The sequence below is a fragment of the Betaproteobacteria bacterium genome, from assembly GCA_009377585.1.
Classification (GTDB): Bacteria; Pseudomonadota; Gammaproteobacteria; order Burkholderiales; family WYBJ01; genus WYBJ01.
The window spans coordinates 14724-31730 of record WHTS01000067.1 but is presented as its reverse complement, the minus strand read 5'-3'; the positions used below and the strand labels follow the sequence as shown (position 1 = coordinate 31730).

Annotated in this window: 16 protein-coding genes and 1 pseudogene; 11 read left to right on the top strand and 6 right to left on the bottom strand. The window is 62.6% G+C overall.

Annotation, left to right across the window (positions count from 1 at the left end):
- Positions 1–220 precede the first annotated feature (220 nt).
- The 7 genes from GEV05_19465 to GEV05_19435 all read left to right on the top strand — a co-directional run bounded on the left by GEV05_19465 (position 221) and on the right by GEV05_19435 (position 7051).
- Positions 221–745 (top strand): amidohydrolase family protein, encoded by a 525-nt coding sequence (locus tag GEV05_19465; GenBank protein ID MPZ45524.1) that lies wholly within the window; start codon positions 221–223, stop codon positions 743–745.
- A 77-nt stretch (positions 746–822) separates the two neighbouring features.
- A complete protein-coding gene (locus tag GEV05_19460; protein MPZ45523.1) occupies positions 823–1680 on the top strand; it encodes an amidohydrolase family protein in 858 nt (285 codons plus the stop codon).
- Between the two features lie 34 nt (positions 1681–1714).
- A complete protein-coding gene (locus GEV05_19455) occupies positions 1715–2677 on the top strand; it encodes a tripartite tricarboxylate transporter substrate binding protein (protein MPZ45522.1) in 963 nt (320 codons plus the stop codon).
- A 297-nt stretch (positions 2678–2974) separates the two neighbouring features.
- Positions 2975–3763, top strand: a complete 789-nt coding sequence (locus GEV05_19450) for an ATP-binding cassette domain-containing protein (protein ID MPZ45521.1) — start codon at positions 2975–2977, stop codon at positions 3761–3763.
- A 3-nt stretch (positions 3764–3766) separates the two neighbouring features.
- Positions 3767–4582, top strand: a complete 816-nt coding sequence (locus GEV05_19445; protein MPZ45520.1) for an ABC transporter permease subunit — start codon at positions 3767–3769, stop codon at positions 4580–4582.
- 10 nt (positions 4583–4592) lie between these two features.
- A complete protein-coding gene (locus tag GEV05_19440) occupies positions 4593–5612 on the top strand; it encodes a hypothetical protein (GenBank protein MPZ45519.1) in 1020 nt (339 codons plus the stop codon).
- A gap of 11 nt (positions 5613–5623) precedes the next feature.
- Positions 5624–7051, top strand: coding sequence for an amidohydrolase family protein (locus tag GEV05_19435; protein ID MPZ45518.1), 1428 nt, complete (start codon positions 5624–5626; stop codon positions 7049–7051).
- Between the two features lie 854 nt (positions 7052–7905).
- Here GEV05_19435 and GEV05_19430 read toward each other — a convergent pair.
- The 3 genes from GEV05_19430 to GEV05_19420 are packed head-to-tail and all read right to left on the bottom strand — an operon-like array spanning position 7906 to position 10667.
- The gene (locus tag GEV05_19430) at positions 7906–8103 is read right to left on the bottom strand and encodes a hypothetical protein (protein MPZ45517.1); all 198 of its coding nucleotides are present in this window, start codon (positions 8101–8103) and stop codon (positions 7906–7908) included.
- Between the two features lie 9 nt (positions 8104–8112).
- Positions 8113–9291, bottom strand: a complete 1179-nt coding sequence (locus GEV05_19425) for a cystathionine beta-lyase (protein ID MPZ45516.1) — start codon at positions 9289–9291, stop codon at positions 8113–8115.
- Positions 9288–10667 (bottom strand): pyridoxal-phosphate dependent enzyme, encoded by a 1380-nt coding sequence (locus tag GEV05_19420; protein MPZ45515.1) that lies wholly within the window; start codon positions 10665–10667, stop codon positions 9288–9290. Before GEV05_19420 ends, GEV05_19425 begins: the two co-directional genes overlap by 4 nt.
- A gap of 242 nt (positions 10668–10909) precedes the next feature.
- On the opposite strand from GEV05_19420, the pseudogene GEV05_19415 reads away from it, so the two are divergent.
- Positions 10910–11070: pseudogene (locus GEV05_19415) on the top strand (C4-dicarboxylate ABC transporter).
- Between the two features lie 595 nt (positions 11071–11665).
- Positions 11666–12319: a CocE/NonD family hydrolase gene (locus tag GEV05_19410; protein MPZ45514.1), complete on the top strand. Its 654-nt coding sequence runs from the start codon at positions 11666–11668 to the stop codon at positions 12317–12319.
- Positions 12320–12534: 215 nt separating this feature from the next.
- Here GEV05_19410 and GEV05_19405 read toward each other — a convergent pair whose 3' ends face one another.
- Positions 12535–12903: a hypothetical protein gene (locus GEV05_19405; protein MPZ45513.1), complete on the bottom strand. Its 369-nt coding sequence runs from the start codon at positions 12901–12903 to the stop codon at positions 12535–12537.
- Positions 12798–13418 (bottom strand): hypothetical protein, encoded by a 621-nt coding sequence (locus GEV05_19400; GenBank protein MPZ45512.1) that lies wholly within the window; start codon positions 13416–13418, stop codon positions 12798–12800. Before GEV05_19400 ends, GEV05_19405 begins: the two co-directional genes overlap by 106 nt.
- A gap of 80 nt (positions 13419–13498) precedes the next feature.
- Between GEV05_19400 and GEV05_19395 the strand changes: the two genes are divergently transcribed.
- Positions 13499–14743, top strand: a complete 1245-nt coding sequence (locus GEV05_19395) for an alpha/beta hydrolase (GenBank protein MPZ45511.1) — start codon at positions 13499–13501, stop codon at positions 14741–14743.
- Positions 14744–14987: 244 nt separating this feature from the next.
- Here the strand turns inward: GEV05_19395 and GEV05_19390 are convergent, their stop codons facing one another.
- Entirely contained in the window at positions 14988–16031 is a 1044-nt protein-coding gene (locus tag GEV05_19390; protein MPZ45510.1) for a zinc-binding dehydrogenase, read from the bottom strand.
- A 54-nt stretch (positions 16032–16085) separates the two neighbouring features.
- Between GEV05_19390 and GEV05_19385 the strand changes: the two genes are divergently transcribed.
- Positions 16086–16871 carry a putative hydro-lyase gene (locus GEV05_19385; GenBank protein ID MPZ45509.1) on the top strand — a complete coding sequence of 262 codons (786 nt, stop codon included), beginning with the start codon at positions 16086–16088 and terminating at the stop codon, positions 16869–16871.
- The last annotated feature ends 136 nt before the right edge of the window (positions 16872–17007 follow it).

The window sequence follows — 17007 nt, the reverse complement described above, 5'->3', positions numbered from 1 at the left end:
CTGCTATGCGCGGTCGCGACCGCCGTTAGAACTGCGAAGGCGCGCTCCACGCTTTGCGTGCCTGACGGAGTCTTGCCACTATGGCTGGCGCTGCTTGGAATACTCATAATCTATATGAATATGCCTGTACATAGTATGCACAATTGACTACCGCGGGTTCCATAGCGTAAAACCGAAATCATCAGGCACATATTGACATCATCGTGCACATTATGCACCAATGATCATAATACGTCTTTTCGCGGGGATTGGAGTGCGTGACTTGCAGCCGTGTCCGGAAGGTACAGGGATGCTGCCGCGAGCAGCCGGCGTTGCCGGCTGCCAGGAGTTGCGGATCCCAATCTCGATCACTCTCAGTGGATATCTCTCGGCCATGGTGGGGCACGATCTCTCGTTCGGCTCACCAACGTCTGTTTACAAGGTAGCTAAGGACTTTCCACGCCTGAAGATCATTGTTTCGCACGCGGCATGGCCGAACATCATGCCGATGATGGAAGTGGCGTTCATCAAGGACAACGTCTACGTCTCGCCGGACCTCTACATGAACAGCGTCAACACCCCGGGCGCCCACGAGTACATCAAAGCCGCGCACCTGTTTCTCGGTGATCGGCTGCTCTACGGCACGGCTTATCCGAGCCGACCGCTGAAGGAAAGCCTCGAAGGGTTCCTGCAGTGGGACCTCTCGCCCGAGCTCAGGGACAAGGTCCTGTACAGGAACGCGGCGCGCGCGCTCGGCATGGAATGAGGCATCGTGACCCTGCTCCACACCGTCGCTAAACATGCGCGCTCGCGCGGCAAATACAGGGACCTACCCAGGAGGCAATTCTTATGATCATCGACGTGCGCTGCCGGCCACCGCTCGAGGAGTTCCTGCAGTACTTCGACATACCTAGGATCACGTGGCACGGCCGCCGCACCGGAGCCGAGGAAGTTTCGCGCGCCTTCTGCGAAGGATCGATGGATCTCTATTTCGAGGAGATGGCGGCAGCCGGAATCGATGTGGCCGTGGTCCAGGGGCGCAACAGCCCCGAAGTTTTCATGGGCAAGAAATTCAACGCGGCGTTCATACGGAACGAGCGCATCGCCGAGCTCCAGGACCGATACCCGAACCGCATCATCGGGCTGGGCGGCATCGATCCGTCCAACACCGCGCACGACGCCGTGAAGGAGACCGCGCGCTGCGTGCGCGAGCTCGGGTTGAAGGGCATATTCGTCGAGCCGGGCAGGGCGCTGCAATCCAGTCCCGACGATCCGCGCATGTACCCGATCTACGAGAAATGCATCGAGCTCGACGTGCCGGTCAACCTGATGAGCGGCCCTTACGCCGGGCCGGACATCGAAGTTTCGAATCCGCTCTACGTTGACCGCGTCGCCACCCGTTATCCCGACCTGAAAGTCCTCCTCGGGCACGGCGGATATCCGTACATACAGGAGGTGCTGGGCGTCGCGTTCAAGCACACCAATGTGTACGTCTCGCCCGACATGTATATCTTTGCGCCGGGCGGGAGGGCATACGTAGAGGCGGCAAACGGCACGTTGAAGGAGCAGATCGTATATGGCTCGGCGTACCCTCTGAGGCCGCTCGTGCAGACGATCGCCGACAACAGGAACCTGGGATTCGAGGCGGATGTGCTGCCTGAGTATTTTTCCGGGAACGCGAAGCGGATCTTCAAGCTGTAGCACTGGTTTCGATGAAAAGGGTAAAGGAGGCAACATGAGTATCGTTCGGACAGTCATTGCGATCGTGCTCGCATGCGCAGCGGTGGGCGCGTCGTCGCAGCCGTACCCCAGCAAGCCCATACGGGTCATCGTTCCATGGCCGCCCGGCGGCGGCACGGACATTCTCGCGCGCGCAATAGGTCAGAAGCTCACCGCAGCTCTGGGACAGCAGGTCATCATCGAGAATCGGCCCGGGGCATCAGGGAACATCGGTGCGCAGCTCGCGGCACAGTCCGCGCCGGACGGATACACGCTGCTTCTCGCGACGATCACGCTAGCGACAAGTCCGAGCCTGTACAAGTCACTGGGCTACGACCCGATACGCGATCTCGAGCCGGTCACCCTCATCGCGGCCGTACCACATCTGCTGGTGGTGCATCCATCATTGCCGGCGAAGAACGTCAAAGAGCTGATCGCGCTCGCAAGAGCGCGCCCCGGAGAGCTCAACTACGCCTCGGCGGGAAACGGAAGCCCGTTTCATCTTGCAGCCGAGCTTTTCAACCTGCTTGCCGGCGTCAAGATGAACAACGTGTCGTACAAGGGCGGCGGTCCGGCTGTTACCGACGTGATAGCTGGGCAGGTGCAGCTCACCTTTGCGAATCTGGTCGCTGTGCTGCCGCATGCCCAGTCGGGCAGGCTGCGGGCGCTGGGCCTCACCAGTTCGACGCGCTCGGCCGCGGCGCGGAATATTCCCACCATCGCGGAGGGCGGTCTCGAGGGTTATGACTTTGCGTCATGGTTTGGCATGTTGGTGCCCGCAGGCACGTCGACGAGCATCGTGCAGCAGCTCAACAAGGAAATTGTCGGCGTCCTCAAATCGCCTGAACTGAAAGAACGCCTGACGCACGATGGCGCCGAGATCATGGCGGGTACTCCGCAGGCGTTCAGCGCATACCTGAAGGCCGAGACAGCGAAGTGGGCAAAGGTAATCAGGGAAGCAGGCATACGCGTGCAGTGACCAACGCAGCGTATCGACGTCGAGTATCTGCTGGGCCACGCTAGACTGAGCGCCGAAGGCATGCCGCATCTGGAGCAAAAGCTATGCCGCAACCTCGCCGTGTGCTGCCGCCCAAGCGTGCGCAGACGGTCATAGAAACGCTCAGCGATTGCAGCAATCGCGCTACCATGATTGTGGTCGATTTCGCGCGCTCTCCCTGCTGTAGACACGGCGTGTCGCGGTTATGCAGTGCGCGCGCCGCGTGTTATGTTGTGACGCGTGCGGCTGGGTGGAGGTCACGGGGAGGACACAGACCTGATGCATGAGCCACGAACAGGTGACGTCAAGATCCGCATGCGCGATCTGTCCATACGGTACGACGCTTTCGTCGCCCTTGAGAACGTCGCGCTCGATGTCCATGACGGTGAGTTTGTGTGCCTGCTCGGACCTTCGGGCTGCGGCAAGACGACGCTGCTCAACGCCATCGCCGGCTTCGTCTTTCCCTCGGAAGGTGAGCTGATCGTGCAGGGCAAGGCGGTTTCCGGTCCCGGTCGGGACCGGGGCGTCGTGTTCCAGGAATACGCATTGTTCCCGTGGTTCACTGTGGAGCAGAACATCCAGTACGGCCCGCGGTCGCGAGGCGTGCGCGGCGATGCTCTGGCTGCTTTATCGCAGCGCTATCTCGAGCTCGTGCAGCTTACCGGGTTCGCGCAGAGCTACCCCAACCAGCTCTCCGGCGGGATGCGGCAGCGCGTCGCGATCGCGCGCGCACTCGCCAACGACCCGGCGATCCTGCTCATGGATGAGCCTTTCGGGGCGCTCGATGCACTCACGCGCGAGACGTTGCAGGACGAGCTCGTGAACATCTGGGAAAAGGAGCGCCGTACGTGTGTCTTCGTAACGCATAGCCTGGGCGAGGCGGTGTATCTCGCCGATCGCGTCGTGGTGATGGCGACAGCGCCCGGCCGTATTCAACAGGTGCTTGAAAATCCGCTGGCGCGGCCACGCGACCGCGCGTCGGATGCGTTTTTCGCGCTCTATCGCGCGATCGACGCCGTCTTGAGAGAAGTTCTGTCCGATGGACAGCCCAGCCCTTCCGGAGACTGAGATATGGCGAGCGCGTCATCGATGCAGCACCGTCGCGATGTTTTCGGTGGCATCGCTCTCACGAAGATGAAGCGCAACCTGCTCGCCGTCATCTCGATTGCGGGGCTGCTCTGCTTGTGGTGGCTGCTCACCGCGCTTGGATGGGTGGAAAAGGTGCTGCTCCCGCCACCATCGGAAGTGTTGGGGACGCTCGTGCGCACAACGGCCGACGGATCGCTAGCGAAGCACGTCGGCATCAGCCTGCTGCGCGTTGTCGAAGGATTCTGCATCGCAGTCGTGATCGCTGTGCCGATCGGCATCGTCATGGGCAGCTCGTCCTTGGCTAGGGGGCTGATCGAGCCTGTCGTCGAGCTGCTGCGTCCGATCCCGCCCATCGCGATGATCCCGCTCGCGATACTCTGGTTCGGCATCGACGAGCTCTCGAAGGTGCTGATCATCGCCTACGGCGCGTTCTTTCCTATCCTGATCAACACCATCGCGGGTTTCCACGAAGTGGATCGCACGCACATACGCGCGGCGCAGGCTCTTGGCGCTTCGCGGTTGCAGATTTTTCGCGACGTGATGCTTCGCTCCGCTTACCCGTTCATCGTGGTGGGCGCGCGCCTCGGTATGGGCATGGCGTTCATCGTGCTCGTCGCCGCGGAGCTGATCGCCTCCGACGCGGGACTGGGTTATCTAATCAACGATGGCCGTTACAACTTCCAGACCGATCAGATCTTTCTTGGCATGGCGTGTATCGGTGTCCTTGGTTTTCTGTTGAACAAAGCGCTGCTGGAAGCGGAGCGCCATCTGCTAAAGTGGAAGTACGTCGGTCAATAAGGAGAAGCCCATGAATCCCCGTAGACGATTTTCCTTCTATGCGCGTGGTCTCAGTGCGGCGATCCTGCTCGTGGCCATCTCCGGCTGGGAGACACCGACGTTCGCACAAACCAAGGTTGTCATTGGCACGGGCAAGGATCCCAATCTCGGTGCGCCGCTGATCATCGCGCAGGAGAAGGGTTATTTCCGGGATGCTAAAGTCGATGTCGAGCTCAAGTATTTTCCGACCGGAGGCGATACGATTGCCGCATTCGTGGGCGGCAGCATCCACCTGGGAAGCTCCGGGTTGACGCCTACAACGCATCTGCGGGCGCGCCCCTACCCGGTGAAGGTCGTTGCCCGGGTCTCGGACATCTCCGGCGCACAGCAACTTGTCGTGAAGCAGAGCGTGAAAAGCCTACAGGAGCTCTACGGGAAGAAGATCGGGCTCCTGCGCGGCACGGCCTCGGATGCCTTTTTCAACTCGATCCTGAAGAGCTATGGACTCGATGCTTCGAAGTTCGAGATCATCAACATGGGGCCGACAGAAATGCTGCAGGGCTTTGTACGCGGCGCGGTGGACGCGGTGAGCCTGTGGGAGCCGCACAGCACACGCGCGCGCAAGGCCGGTAACGGAAAGGTGCTGGTGAGCGCTACGCACTCGTTCCTCGACGGAAAGCCGGTCGCAAAGCGGGTCTACGGCGATCACTCCGTGCTCTTCGCGTCGGACACCTACGTCAAGGAAAACAGCGCCGCCATACGCGCGGTACTGACCGCGGTGGCCCGGGCAGACGAGTTCATCGAGAAGAACCGGAAGGAGGCTGTCGCGATGCTGGCAAAGGAGTTCAATCTTGAGCCCGCCGATATGGCCGATGTGATGAGCGTGAATCGCTATACACTGCAGCTCGACGAGCAGATGGCGGCCGACATGAATCACCTGGCGCGGTTTCTGCACGGCCTCGGGCGCATCAAGTCGGTGCCCGAGGCACACGAGTGGATTGATCCGGCTCCGCTCAAAGCTGTACGCGCCGACCTCGTGAAGCTCCAGTAGCCTGCAAGACGATGATCGATACGCTGATACGCGGCGACTGCGTCGCAACGCTGCACGGCTTGGGCGCCTGGGACGTGGCCATCGAGGGGGAGAGGATCGCTGCGGTGGCCGCCGCCGGAACATTCGCCGATCGCGATGCCGGCCGCGTCATCGACGCGCGCGGCAGGATCGTGATTCCGGGCGGCATCGACCCGCATATCCACTGCAAGTTTCCGCAGCCGATGGGAACGACCAGCGCTCCGCCCGTGCACGTGAGCCGCGCGGCCCTTTTCGGTGGTACTACGACCATGCTCGATTTTGCGGTCTGGGACCGCGGTGAGACGCTGCAGCAGACGCTGGAGAAGCGCGAAGAGGACTGCTGGCGTGGACAGTGTTATTGCGATTACGGCTTTCACGTGCTGCTCAGCGGCAAGATGCCGCTGGAGATCTTCGATCAGATACCCGAAGTCATACAGGCGGGTTTTCCCAGCATAAAGATGTTTATGACGGAGGTGCGCCCCGAGCGCAGCAACTGGAAGCTCGATTTGGGCGATATTTGGGAAGTGTTGCAGGTGCTGGGAAAGCACGAAGGAATCGCCTGCATCCACGCGGAAGACAACGATCTCGTGATGCACATGTACGAAAAGATGTTTCGGGAGGACCGGGTCGCGTTCCAGCACATGGCAGAAGTGCACTCGAGCCTGTCGGAAGATATCTCGTATCGACGCATCATCCGGCTGGCTGAGAACGTGGATCGTGCGGCGGTTTATCTCATGCACACCAGCGCGCGCACCGGCGTCGACGCTATCGCTGAATCGCGGGCCCGCGGATTTCCGATCTACGGAGAGACCCTGCATCAATACGCGCTGTTCACGAGCGAGGACTATCTACGTCCGAACGGCCAGATCTACCACACGTATCCCTCGCTCAAGATGAAGCGCGACCACAAGGCGCTGTGGGACGGCATGCACAGCGGCACGATCAGTTGCATCGCGACCGACGGAATCTGCACGCCGCTCGCGATCAAGACCTCGGGCGAGCGCATCGACAACACGGTCGGCGGTAATGTCGGCGTCGAGCCGCGGCTGTCCGTGATGTATACCGAGACGGTGGTAAATCGGGGCTGGCCGATCCCGCTGTTCGTCGATCTCGTCGCAGCCAACGCTGCGCGGATCTTCGGTTTCTATCCGCGCAAAGGGGTGATTGCGCCTGGCTCGGATGCCGATATCGTCATTCTCGATCCGGCGCTGCGACGGCGGCTACGAAAGGAAGACCTGCACGAAGCGGACTACAGCCCATGGGAGGGCTACGAGGTCGCAGCGTGGCCCCAGATGACGCTGCTGCGCGGGAAAGCAGTCGTGGAAGGCACGAGCTTTCTAGGAGACCCGCGCGATGGCCATCTGCTCAAGCGCAAGCTCGCCGAGCCCATATTGAACGGCCCTGCATGCGCGAGAGCGTGACAGCGCTTACGCTCACTCTGAAACTCTGAACGGGCGATTTGGCATCCCACTTCTGGACTTACCCGATTTCGTGGAGGATTGGCAGTCTCAGTGTAGCGGGTGCTGTGCGAAATATCTTCTTTCGAAGTTGACCGGTGAGAGGTATCCCAGCGCAGCACAACATCAGAAATCCTGCATGACGGTAAAAATATTCGACGAAAGATATTGAGCGACAATACGTTAAGTCGTTTGATGCCACCTGCATGTCGGGCGTCATTGCGAACGACGGGAGGGCTCGTCGATGCTATCAAGGTGCCTTGCGGGACGCGATAGATCTCGATACATCTCGAAAGGTCGCCCATGCAGGAGGGCCGATCGTCCTCGATAGATGTCGATAGATGTCGATAGATGTCGATAGATGGTGAATGCAGTTTTCGGACATGCCATTGAGATTGACGGTAAATCTGACGGTAAAATTGCTAGTGTCATGGCAAAGTGCTATATGAGACAACGGCTTACATGAACCGTTGATCATTGAGTGGGAGTGACTATAATATTACGTCAAAACAATTACATGCAACAACGTTGTGCGGTAGAATATGAAGTATTCGCTCGGCATACGCATTACAGAGCGCACGCTGGGGCGTCTGATCCAGGATCTGGACTTGCAGTAACGTTCGCGGTAGGCCGGATCCGGAGCTCACGGCCTCCCGGATCCACGCGTACGAGCGACACGTAGCACTTCTTCTCCGCCTTATCGATCGAGTATAAGGGCCCGAGGAGGATCTTCCGGCCTTTCGTCTGCGGGCGGTTAACCAGCTTGCTGCACCAGCGCCGCGAGATCCACGACGTACCGCGAAGCACGTGTTCGTGACTCATGGTTTCAATGTAAGCGTCCGGTGACGACCGCCGGTATGAATGTCGAGCGCGGTGATGGTTTCCTCGACCGAGGCGATCGCCGACACAGGGTTCATGCCGGCCAGCTTCGCGCCGTTGCGGCGGAGGCCGGCTACGGCGAGCCGCAACGACTCCTTGCGATCGGCGGCCACGAACACCGTGCGCGAGGCCAGCACAGGCCTGTCTCAGATCGCCGCCAATGCCTGCGCCAGGTCGGCGCGCAGGTCCTCCACGTCCTCGACGCCGACCGACAAGCGCACCAGGCTGTCGTCAATGCCCAGCGCGGCGCGCGTATCGGGTGGGATCGTCGCGTGGGTCATGATCGCCGGGTGTTCGATCAGACTCTCGACGCCGCCCAGGCTTTCGGCCAGCGAGAAGATCTTCACCGACTCGAGGAAACGGCGAGCGCCGGCCAGATCGGTCGCGAGCGTGAGTGAAATCATGCCGCCGAAGCCCGCCATCTGACGCTTGGCCAGCGCGTGCTGCGGGTGCGATGCCAACCCCGGGTAGTGCACACGCTCGACCCGCGGCTGCGTTTCCAACCATTGCGCGAGCGCGAGCGCATTCGCGTTGTGGCGTTCGATGCGCAGCGCCAGCGTCTTGACGCCGCGCAGCGCGAGGAAACTGTCGAACGGCCCGGCGATCGCGCCCACCGCGTTCTGCAGGAAGCCCAGCCGTTCGCGCATCGGCTTCAGGTGGTCGCCACCACCGACGATGGCGATGCCGCCGATCACGTCGGAATGCCCGTTCAGGTACTTGGTCGCCGAGTGGACGACGATATCGAATCCCAATTCCAGCGGCCGCTGGTTGTACGGGCTGGCGAACGTGTTGTCGGCCGCGGCCAGGATGCCGCGCGCATGCGCGATCTCGGCAATCGCCTCCAAGTCGGCCAGCTTGAGCAGCGGGTTGGTCGGTGTCTCCACCCAGACCAGCTTCGTCTGCAGCGTGATCGCGTCGATCAGCCTCTGTGGATCGGTCAGATCCAAGTAGCTGAACGACAGGCCGGCGCTTTGCCGCCGCACCTTGTCGAACAGGCGGAACGTGCCGCCGTAAACGTCGTCGCCGCTCACGACGTGCGACCCGGCGGCCAGCAGCTCGAGCACGGTCGCGGTCGCCGCCAGCCCGGATGCGAAGGCGAATGCCTGCGCACCGCCTTCGAGGTCGGCGACTACGCGCTCGTAGGCCCAGCGCGTAGGGTTGTGCGAGCGGCCATAGTCCAGCCCCTTGTGCACGCCGGGACTCGACTGGACGTAGGTGGAGGTGGCGTAGATCGGCGGCATGATCGCGCCCGTCGTCGGGTCGGGTGACTGGCCGGCGTGGATGACGCGTGTGCCGAAGGCCAGGGCCTTCTTCTCGTCGCTCATGTCAATTTCCGTCGCAGGTGGTTTAACAGGTCGAAGCGCGTGATCAGGCCATGGAAACCCTGGACGTCGGCGATGATCGCGACCAGCCCCTTGTCCAGCACCGCCTGCAGCTCGGCCAGAGTCGCCGCCGGCGCCAACGTCTGCGGCGCCGCGTTCATCGCGTCGCGCACCGGCGTGCGGAAGTGTGCCGCGTCGTCGTGCACCTTGATCAGCAGATCCGATTCGTCGACGACGCCGACGAGCGCGCCGCCGTCGAGCACGGGCAGCTGCGACACGTCCGCGAGACGCATGCGCTGGAACGCGGTGAGCAGCGTATCGCCGGGGCCGACGCTGACGACGCCGCCTTCCTCGAAGCGGCGCGAGATCAGGTCGCGCAGGTCGCCGTGCCGCGGGCGTTCGAGCAGCCCCTGGTCGATCAGCCACTGGTCGTTGTAGACCTTGGAGAGATACCGCGTGCCGGTGTCGACGACGAAAGTCGCGACACGCTTCGGTCGAGTCTGCTCGCGGCAGTAGCGCAAGGCGGCAGCGAGCAGCGTGCCGGTCGATGACCCGCCCAGCAGGCCTTCGCGCTTGAGCAGTTCGCGCGCCGTCGAGAAGCTCTCGTCGTCACTGATCGAGTACGCGGCCGCAATACCCGAGAGATCGGCGATGGCGGGGACGAAATCCTCGCCGATGCCTTCGACCGCCCATGACCCGGCCTCGCCGATGCGGCCGGTCTTCACGTAGTCGGCCAGGATCGACCCCACGGGATCGGCGAGCACGAACTCCAGCTGCGGCTGCACCTTGCGGAAGTACGCGCTCAAGCCGGTGAGCGTGCCGCCCGAGCCAACGCCGCACACGATGGCATCCAGGTCGTGCCCGCTTTGCGCCCACAACTCGGGGGCGGTGCCGGTTTCGTGCGCCAGCGGGTTGGCCGGGTTGTTGAACTGGTCGGCGAAGAACGATCCCGGCGTCTCGCGGTGCAGGCGCGCGGCCAGGTCTTGGTAGTACTCGGGGTGGCCCTTGCCGACGTCGGAGCGCGTGATGTGCACCACCGCGCCCAGCGCCTTCAGGTGCAGTACCTTCTCCGTCGCCATCTTGTCGGGGACGGCGAGCACGACCTTGTAGCCCTTGGCGCGCGCCACCAGCGCCAGCCCCAGGCCGGTGTTGCCGGCGGTCGCCTCGATCACGGTCGCGCCGGGTTGCAGGTGGCCGTCGCGCTCGGCAGTCTCAATCATCGAGACGCCGATGCGGTCCTTGATCGACCCTCCGGGGTTTTGCGATTCCAGCTTCAGCAGCAGCGTGCAAGGCCCGGTGTCGAAGCGCGTCACGCGCACGAGCGGCGTGTTGCCGATCAGGTCCAGTACGGCAGGGCGCGAAGTTGTCGTCGTGTCCATGGGGTGATGATGCTTTCCGGCGTGGCGGCCGTCCACCGGCTTTGACAGCTCGGCTCGCAATTGCTGCGCCAGGCTGACCATCGGCGAGACGTTGCCGTTCCAAGCAAGGCACGACACGGAAACGCTCGCGCAGCCGACGCGAGGCTTAGCGCCCCGTCGGACCAGGCGTCGAGGCAATCCCTTGCCGGTTGCGTTCGGCACGCGTCGCCAAGTTGGACATCGACCTCGTTGGGCTCTGCACCCTGGTCGCTGTCTGCTTGCAGATCGCGTGGCTGCCGCCGCCGGTCGCGCTGTCCGCCTACTTCCTGAGGGCGTTGCACCCGACTGGGACCTCGGCGACATATACAAGGGAGTGCTGCAGTGCATGGTGCTGCAGGTGTTCGGGCTTGGCCTTGAGGTGGTCCTCGACGAAGTCGGTGGCGACCTTGCTGCCGCGGGCGGTTCGCCTGGGCTTGGCATTTGGTGTCGACCCGCAGTTCTGGCTCAATTTGCAGGGGCAGTACGACATCGAAGTCATCCAGCGCGAGCAGGGCGCGCAGCTTTCCGAGGAAGTTCACGAACTAGCCGCGTAAGGTGCCAGGGAGGTTGTGAGCTTCGAACGTTCTCGATCGAAGGTCGCCATCGCCAAGTGCGAGTAGATATTGATCATGCGCCGAAAGCTCCATGGGCTCCCGACTGCGTAGAGACCAAGCGATGGGCCACCGTGAAAGCCGCCGCGGGCAATAACCGCGGTTTCGATTTCATCTTTGTATTTGCTGCAGACGGTAAACTTTGTGCTCGCAGAATAAAGCTCTCGATCGGACAACGGCTTATAGGTGCCGTTTATGATTGAGTGGGAGTAGGGGGTATTCGAGGACTATCGCCCACTATCGCGATCTATTGCTCCAGCAGTACATTCGGCAACTATCGCCGCCTATCGAAAAGCGCGCCGTCGGCGCTCCGCTGATGCGGCCTGCCCGTTCAGCCACCCCATATCTTCAGCAACAATCGAGATCAGAATGGCCAAGAAATTCGAAGACGTGTCTCAACCCCGCGATTACAAGCTGATCGTGGAAAAGGACGTGAAGATCACGCTGCGCGACGGCGCCATCCTCTACGCCGATGTGCTTCGGCCCGACGGCGGGTCCGAGCAGTTCCCGGCAATCATGAACATGGGCCCTTATCAGAAGGACCGCCTGTGGATACCGCCGGACGATCTGGAAGAAAAAGCAAATCCCTATCTCGCGTGGGAGACCGCCAATCCCATGTGGTGGTGCCCGCGCGGCTATGCCCTCGTTCGCGTCGACTCGCGCGGCTCAGGAAAATCGCCGGGTCAGTCGGAGCCCAATTCATACCAGGAGGGCGTGGATTTTCATGACGCGATCGAATACGTGGCGAAGCTCCCGTGGTGCTCCGGCAACATCGGCACGTTGGGCGTGTCGTACCACGCGAATAGCCAGTGGCGCGCGGCAAATACGCAACCGCCTTCGCTGAAAGCCATCATTCCGTGGGAAGGACGCGCCGATCTTTACCGCGACCAGGCGTTTCACGGCGGCATCTTCGCCATGGGCTTTCTGCAGAACTGGATTGCCGCGAACATCGCTCACAAGCATCAAGGCTTCGCCCGGGCCGCAAATCCGCGCCGGTCGGCGATGCACACCGGCGCAGGCTGAACGCCCGCGCGACATTCATGCGCTTACGCGTGACGTGGCAGATCGGCCCCCGAATGGAGACTGACTTGGTGCCGCTACGTGACCCCAGCGCCGGCTACGATCCCCGCGGCCTTCACCCGCTATGGCCGTCGGCTCACAAAGCTCGATCAACGTTCGTGCATGCCACTCACGCTGCGACGGCACCTGCTGCCTCACCGCCCGGCGACCGTGAAAAGTCAGGCAGACGAGGGCGCGGCGCCGAGCACCTTGTGCAACGTATGACGCCTGTTCCTCGTGAATGGCCTCACCTGCGCCGGCCACCTTCCCTCTTCCACCGCCTTTGCGAACGCGGAACTCGTGAGCACGTCCGGACGCTCGAGCTCGATAACGCACGAGTAGCGCGGCCCTTCCGGCTCGACTGTTTTGGTCTCGCCTCCGATCGTCACGCGCAGCGTGTCGGCTTTCAGCCGCGTCACCGCAATCACGCCGGGCACCTTCTTCAGGTGCGGAACGTGCTCGGTGTCGTAAATCTCGTTGAACAGCGCTTCCTTGTCCGCGTCGACATCCATCGATGCGGTGAAAATCCACTTGCCGGCAATGGCCATTTGAACGGTTCCTTTCGATCGCAGCGGTTTACGGCTTCGCTTATGCGGCCTGAGTGAAGGATGTAGGCTTGGCCGCTCTCAAGAGATCCATCAGGTGCCGCACCGATTTGAGCTCTTCCAGACGTGCGACGGACTCGATCATTTCCTGGATATGCCCAGCCGGCAAGCGCCCTTTTGCATACGTGCGGAACTTGTCCTCGATCTGCGCGCGAGAGCGGGTTCTCGGCCGAGCCGCGTGGATGCTCGCAGCGCACCGCGATCTTGATGCCGTCCGTTTTCTCAGCCTCGACGAAAGCCTGAACGCCGGTGAGCGCGGCATCGGCGCGCACTTCCACCTGCTCCGCCGCGAAGCGGCGCAGCGTCGCGTCATCGTAGCGCGCCGGCTCGAACTGTATTAGCGTGAGCGCTCGCTCGCAAAGCACCGCTGCCGCCACGTAGTGCGTCGACAGCAGCGCTTCGAACTTCGCTTTGTAGCGCGGGAAAATGCCGTGCATGTCGACCGCCGTCTCGCTCATGATACGCGCAGGCGCTTCACCTGCGCCGTCACCCCCAATTTACTGCCCCAGCGCGACCCGAACAATCTTTTCGCGCACCGATGGTCCGTTCGCGAGCCGCCAATGCACGTAAAATTCAGCCCCCACACACCCAATCGAGACCACGAGGCAAGGAGATACCGATGACCGATCACAGCCGCACGGGCCAGAAATGGATCACGGAGGAGTTCTACAAGATACTCGACGTGTTCGGCTTCCGCGCTGCGATGTTCGTCGAGTGGGGCTTCCGCCCAGCCGACGTGAAGCGCACGACCGAACGCATCAAAGTCCCCGGCGCCGTGGTCAAGGAATGGGTGCGCACAGCGAGCCAGGAAGAGGCGCTCGCGCGTGAGGCCGAAGCAGCGGGGCACCGCCAAAGCGCTGCCGAGTTCTACTATCGTGCTGCCCTCTACTATGGTCCCGCGTGCGGCGTCCTGCACGCAAACACGCCTCGCAAGCTCGAGCTCTATCAGCGGCTCATACACTGTTATCAGAAGTTCACGGAGCATTTCGGCGAAGCCTACGTACGCCGCGTCGAAGTGCCCTTCGAAAACGGCAAGACCATCCCGGGCATTCTGCAAACCGCGCCGGGGAGCGACAAAGCGCCTTGCGTGCTCGTCATCCCAGGCATGGACACGATCAAGGAGTACATGCCGAGCCCCTACCACAATCACTTCCGGCGCCGCGGCATGGCGACGCTGACGATAGACGGCCCAGGCCAGGGCGAGAGCAATATTCGGGAGACATGGGTCACGCTCGACAACTTCGAACGTGCGGGCTCGGCGGCGATCAACTGGCTCGAGAAGCGCCCGGAAATCGACGCGAGTCGCATCGGCGTCTACGGCTGGAGCATGGGGAGCTACTGGGGGCCTCGCATCGCTGCGCACGATCAGCGCGTGAAAGCATGCGTCGGCGCCATGGGCGTCTATCAGCAGAAGGACACCATCTTCAATCACGGCAAACCGGCGTATCGCGCGAACTACATGTACATGTCGAACACATACGAGGAGGAGGCCTTCGACGACATGGCCGCGCAGATGACGCTCGCGCCGATCGCGGAGAAAATCAAGTGCCCAACACTACTCGTGATGGGCGAGTTCGACGAGCTGTGTCCGCTCGAAGACGGCGAGCAGCTCTTCGAGATGCTGCGCTGCCCGAAGGAGCTGTGGGTGTACGAGAACGAGACGCATACCTTCGGCGGCCGCCTGCCGGATTTCTATGTGCATGTGGCCGACTGGATGCGCGATGCGCTCGACGGCCGTTTCGAGCCGGTGCACTCGCGCCGCGTCGATTACCCGGCGCGCTGAAGTGCCGATACCGGGCAGCGTGCTGCGGTGAGCTCGTACGCCCGGTCGTTGCCCAATCGAAAGCCGGGGCGGCCGACTATCCAAACCGTGTGGTCCGCATCGTGCTCCCGCAACCGGCGGGAGGCGGAACCGACACGGTGACCCGCGCGCTCGCGGCCGAAATCGCAAAGTGGACGCGGGTGGTGAAAGGGGCAGGGCTGTATCACAGCCAGTAAGTTGCGCGTTGCTTTTCGGTCGCGCCAGCTTAGGGCACCAGCACTGCCCGCCCGATGATCTCTCCCGCCTCGAAAGCCTTGTGCACGAGTACGGCGTCTTGTAGCGGAAACACTTTCGTCACCATCGGTTTGATGCGCGCGTCGCGGATGAGCGTAACGCTGTCGGCCACGTCCTGCCGCCCCGCCGAGCGATTACCAGTGATCGTGCGCTCTTCGGTAAATGGCCACGTCAGTGTCTCCAGAACACCACCGCGTGGGAAGTAACCCATGATGACGAGCCGCCCTGCGGGCGCAAGCGCACCGAAGCTCGCCTGCAGCGTTTCGCGCGTCGCGACGAAATCGAGCACGGTGTCGGCGCCCCAACCATCGGTGCGCTGACGCACCTGCTCGGGCCACGAGCTGTCTTGCGTGGACAGCACGACGTCCGCGCCGGCTTCGCATACGGCCGCAGCCGGCCGCTGCGAGCGGATCGCCGCGATGACGCGCCCGCCGCACGCGCGCGCGGCCTGCACGGCGTGCAGGCCCATTCCTCCCCCCGCGCCGACGATGAGCACGTTCTCGCCGGGACGGATGCCCGCACGCCCCGCGCACGCTTTGACGACGGGAGCTATCGTATTCGGAACGAGACACGCCTGTTCGAAGGAGATCGAGTCAGGCAGCGCGATGCAGTTACGCGCAGGTACTGCGACGAATTCGGCGTAACCGCCGTCGCGATGCGCGCCGATCATGCCCCCGCGGTGATTATTGAGCCCCACGCACAGCGTCTCGCGGCCGAGCCGGCAGAATCTGCAATTGCCGCAGCTCACGTTGTTCGCGACGACGACGCGCTCTCCAGGCTTGGAACCTTCCACGCCAGAGCCCAGTGCCGCCACGGTGCCCGCCGGGCCGTTACCCATCACGCGCGGCAGCGGGATCTTGAGCGCACGGCCGCTGCGAAACTCCATCTGGAATAGGTCCACGCTCACAGCCCCGACGCGAAGAAGCACCTCCCCTGTCTGGGGCGTGGGTGTAGCCATCTCCTCCAGCTTCAGGTTTTCCGCCGGACCGAACTCTCTCAACACGACTGCACGCATCCTTCGTCTCCCGGTATCAAGCAGCCATTATGCAGCCCGACGTACAATGCGGTCATGACCGACACACTCCACCCCACAGACATCCGCGCCGCCATCCGTAATGGTGGCTTGAAGCGCACGACTGCCGGGCTTGCGCCCGATTACGTGCAGGCGAATCTCGCCGTGCTGCCGAGAGAACAGGCATACGACTTCCTGCTCTTCTGCCAGCGCAATCCCCGATCGTGCCCACTGCTCGAAGTGACCGATGTCGGCAGCGCGGAACCCAGGATCGTCGCCCCGGGCGCCGATCTTCGGACCGACATCGTGAGCTACCGCATCTATGAGCACGGCGAGGTCATCGACGAGGTGACGGACGCCACGCCCTACTGGCGCAGCGATCTCGTCGCGTTCCTGCTCGGATGCTCGTTCACGTTCGAACAGGCGATGGTGCAGGCCGGCGTCCGGCTGTGGCATCTCGAGCACGGCAAGGCAGTCGCGATGTGGCGCACCAACATCGAGTGCCGGTCCGCCGGCGTTTTTCACGGACCGATGGTCGTATCGATGCGGCCCATCCGCCCTGCCGAGCTCTCGAAAGCAGTGACCGCGAGCGCGCGCTTTCCGGGCGCCCACGGCGCGCCCGTGCACATCGGTGATCCCGCTGCAATCGGTATAGGCGATATCGAAAAGCCGCACTACGGCGATGCGCAGCACATGGAGCCCGGGGATATACCGGTGTTCTGGGCGTGCGGCGTCACGCCACAGGCGGTCGCACTCGCATCCAAGCCGCCTTTCATGATCACGCACAGCGCGGGCAACATGTTCGTGACCGATATGCGCAACGCCGAGCTCGCCGCGTTTTGAGCATCGCGTTTCATCCGGCCGGCGCGATCTGGCCGTGCTGGTGGAGCTCGAGGGCGAGATCGGGGACGAGCTCAACTCGCGCCTGCGCTCGCTCGACGCGCTGGTCTCCGGAACCATCCGTGGGTGCGCGTTTCCA

Excerpts from the sequence above, each read along its gene's own strand:
- GEV05_19465 (MPZ45524.1), top strand. The coding sequence starts at position 221 with ATGATCATAATACGTCTTTTCGCGGGGATTGGAGTGCGTGACTTGCAG.
- GEV05_19455 (MPZ45522.1), top strand. The coding sequence starts at position 1,715 with ATGAGTATCGTTCGGACAGTCATTGCGATCGTGCTCGCATGCGCAGCG.
- GEV05_19450 (MPZ45521.1), top strand. The coding sequence starts at position 2,975 with ATGCATGAGCCACGAACAGGTGACGTCAAGATCCGCATGCGCGATCTG.
- GEV05_19445 (MPZ45520.1), top strand. The coding sequence starts at position 3,767 with ATGGCGAGCGCGTCATCGATGCAGCACCGTCGCGATGTTTTCGGTGGC.
- GEV05_19440 (MPZ45519.1), top strand. The coding sequence starts at position 4,593 with ATGAATCCCCGTAGACGATTTTCCTTCTATGCGCGTGGTCTCAGTGCG.
- GEV05_19435 (MPZ45518.1), top strand. The coding sequence starts at position 5,624 with ATGATCGATACGCTGATACGCGGCGACTGCGTCGCAACGCTGCACGGC.
- GEV05_19425 (MPZ45516.1), bottom strand. The coding sequence starts at position 9,291 with ATGAGCGACGAGAAGAAGGCCCTGGCCTTCGGCACACGCGTCATCCAC.
- GEV05_19420 (MPZ45515.1), bottom strand. The coding sequence starts at position 10,667 with ATGGACACGACGACAACTTCGCGCCCTGCCGTACTGGACCTGATCGGC.
- GEV05_19410 (MPZ45514.1), top strand. The coding sequence starts at position 11,666 with ATGGCCAAGAAATTCGAAGACGTGTCTCAACCCCGCGATTACAAGCTG.
- GEV05_19405 (MPZ45513.1), bottom strand. The coding sequence starts at position 12,903 with ATGGCCATTGCCGGCAAGTGGATTTTCACCGCATCGATGGATGTCGAC.
- GEV05_19400 (MPZ45512.1), bottom strand. The coding sequence starts at position 13,418 with ATGAGCGAGACGGCGGTCGACATGCACGGCATTTTCCCGCGCTACAAA.
- GEV05_19395 (MPZ45511.1), top strand. The coding sequence starts at position 13,499 with ATGGTCCGTTCGCGAGCCGCCAATGCACGTAAAATTCAGCCCCCACAC.
- GEV05_19390 (MPZ45510.1), bottom strand. The coding sequence starts at position 16,031 with ATGCGTGCAGTCGTGTTGAGAGAGTTCGGTCCGGCGGAAAACCTGAAG.
- GEV05_19385 (MPZ45509.1), top strand. The coding sequence starts at position 16,086 with ATGACCGACACACTCCACCCCACAGACATCCGCGCCGCCATCCGTAAT.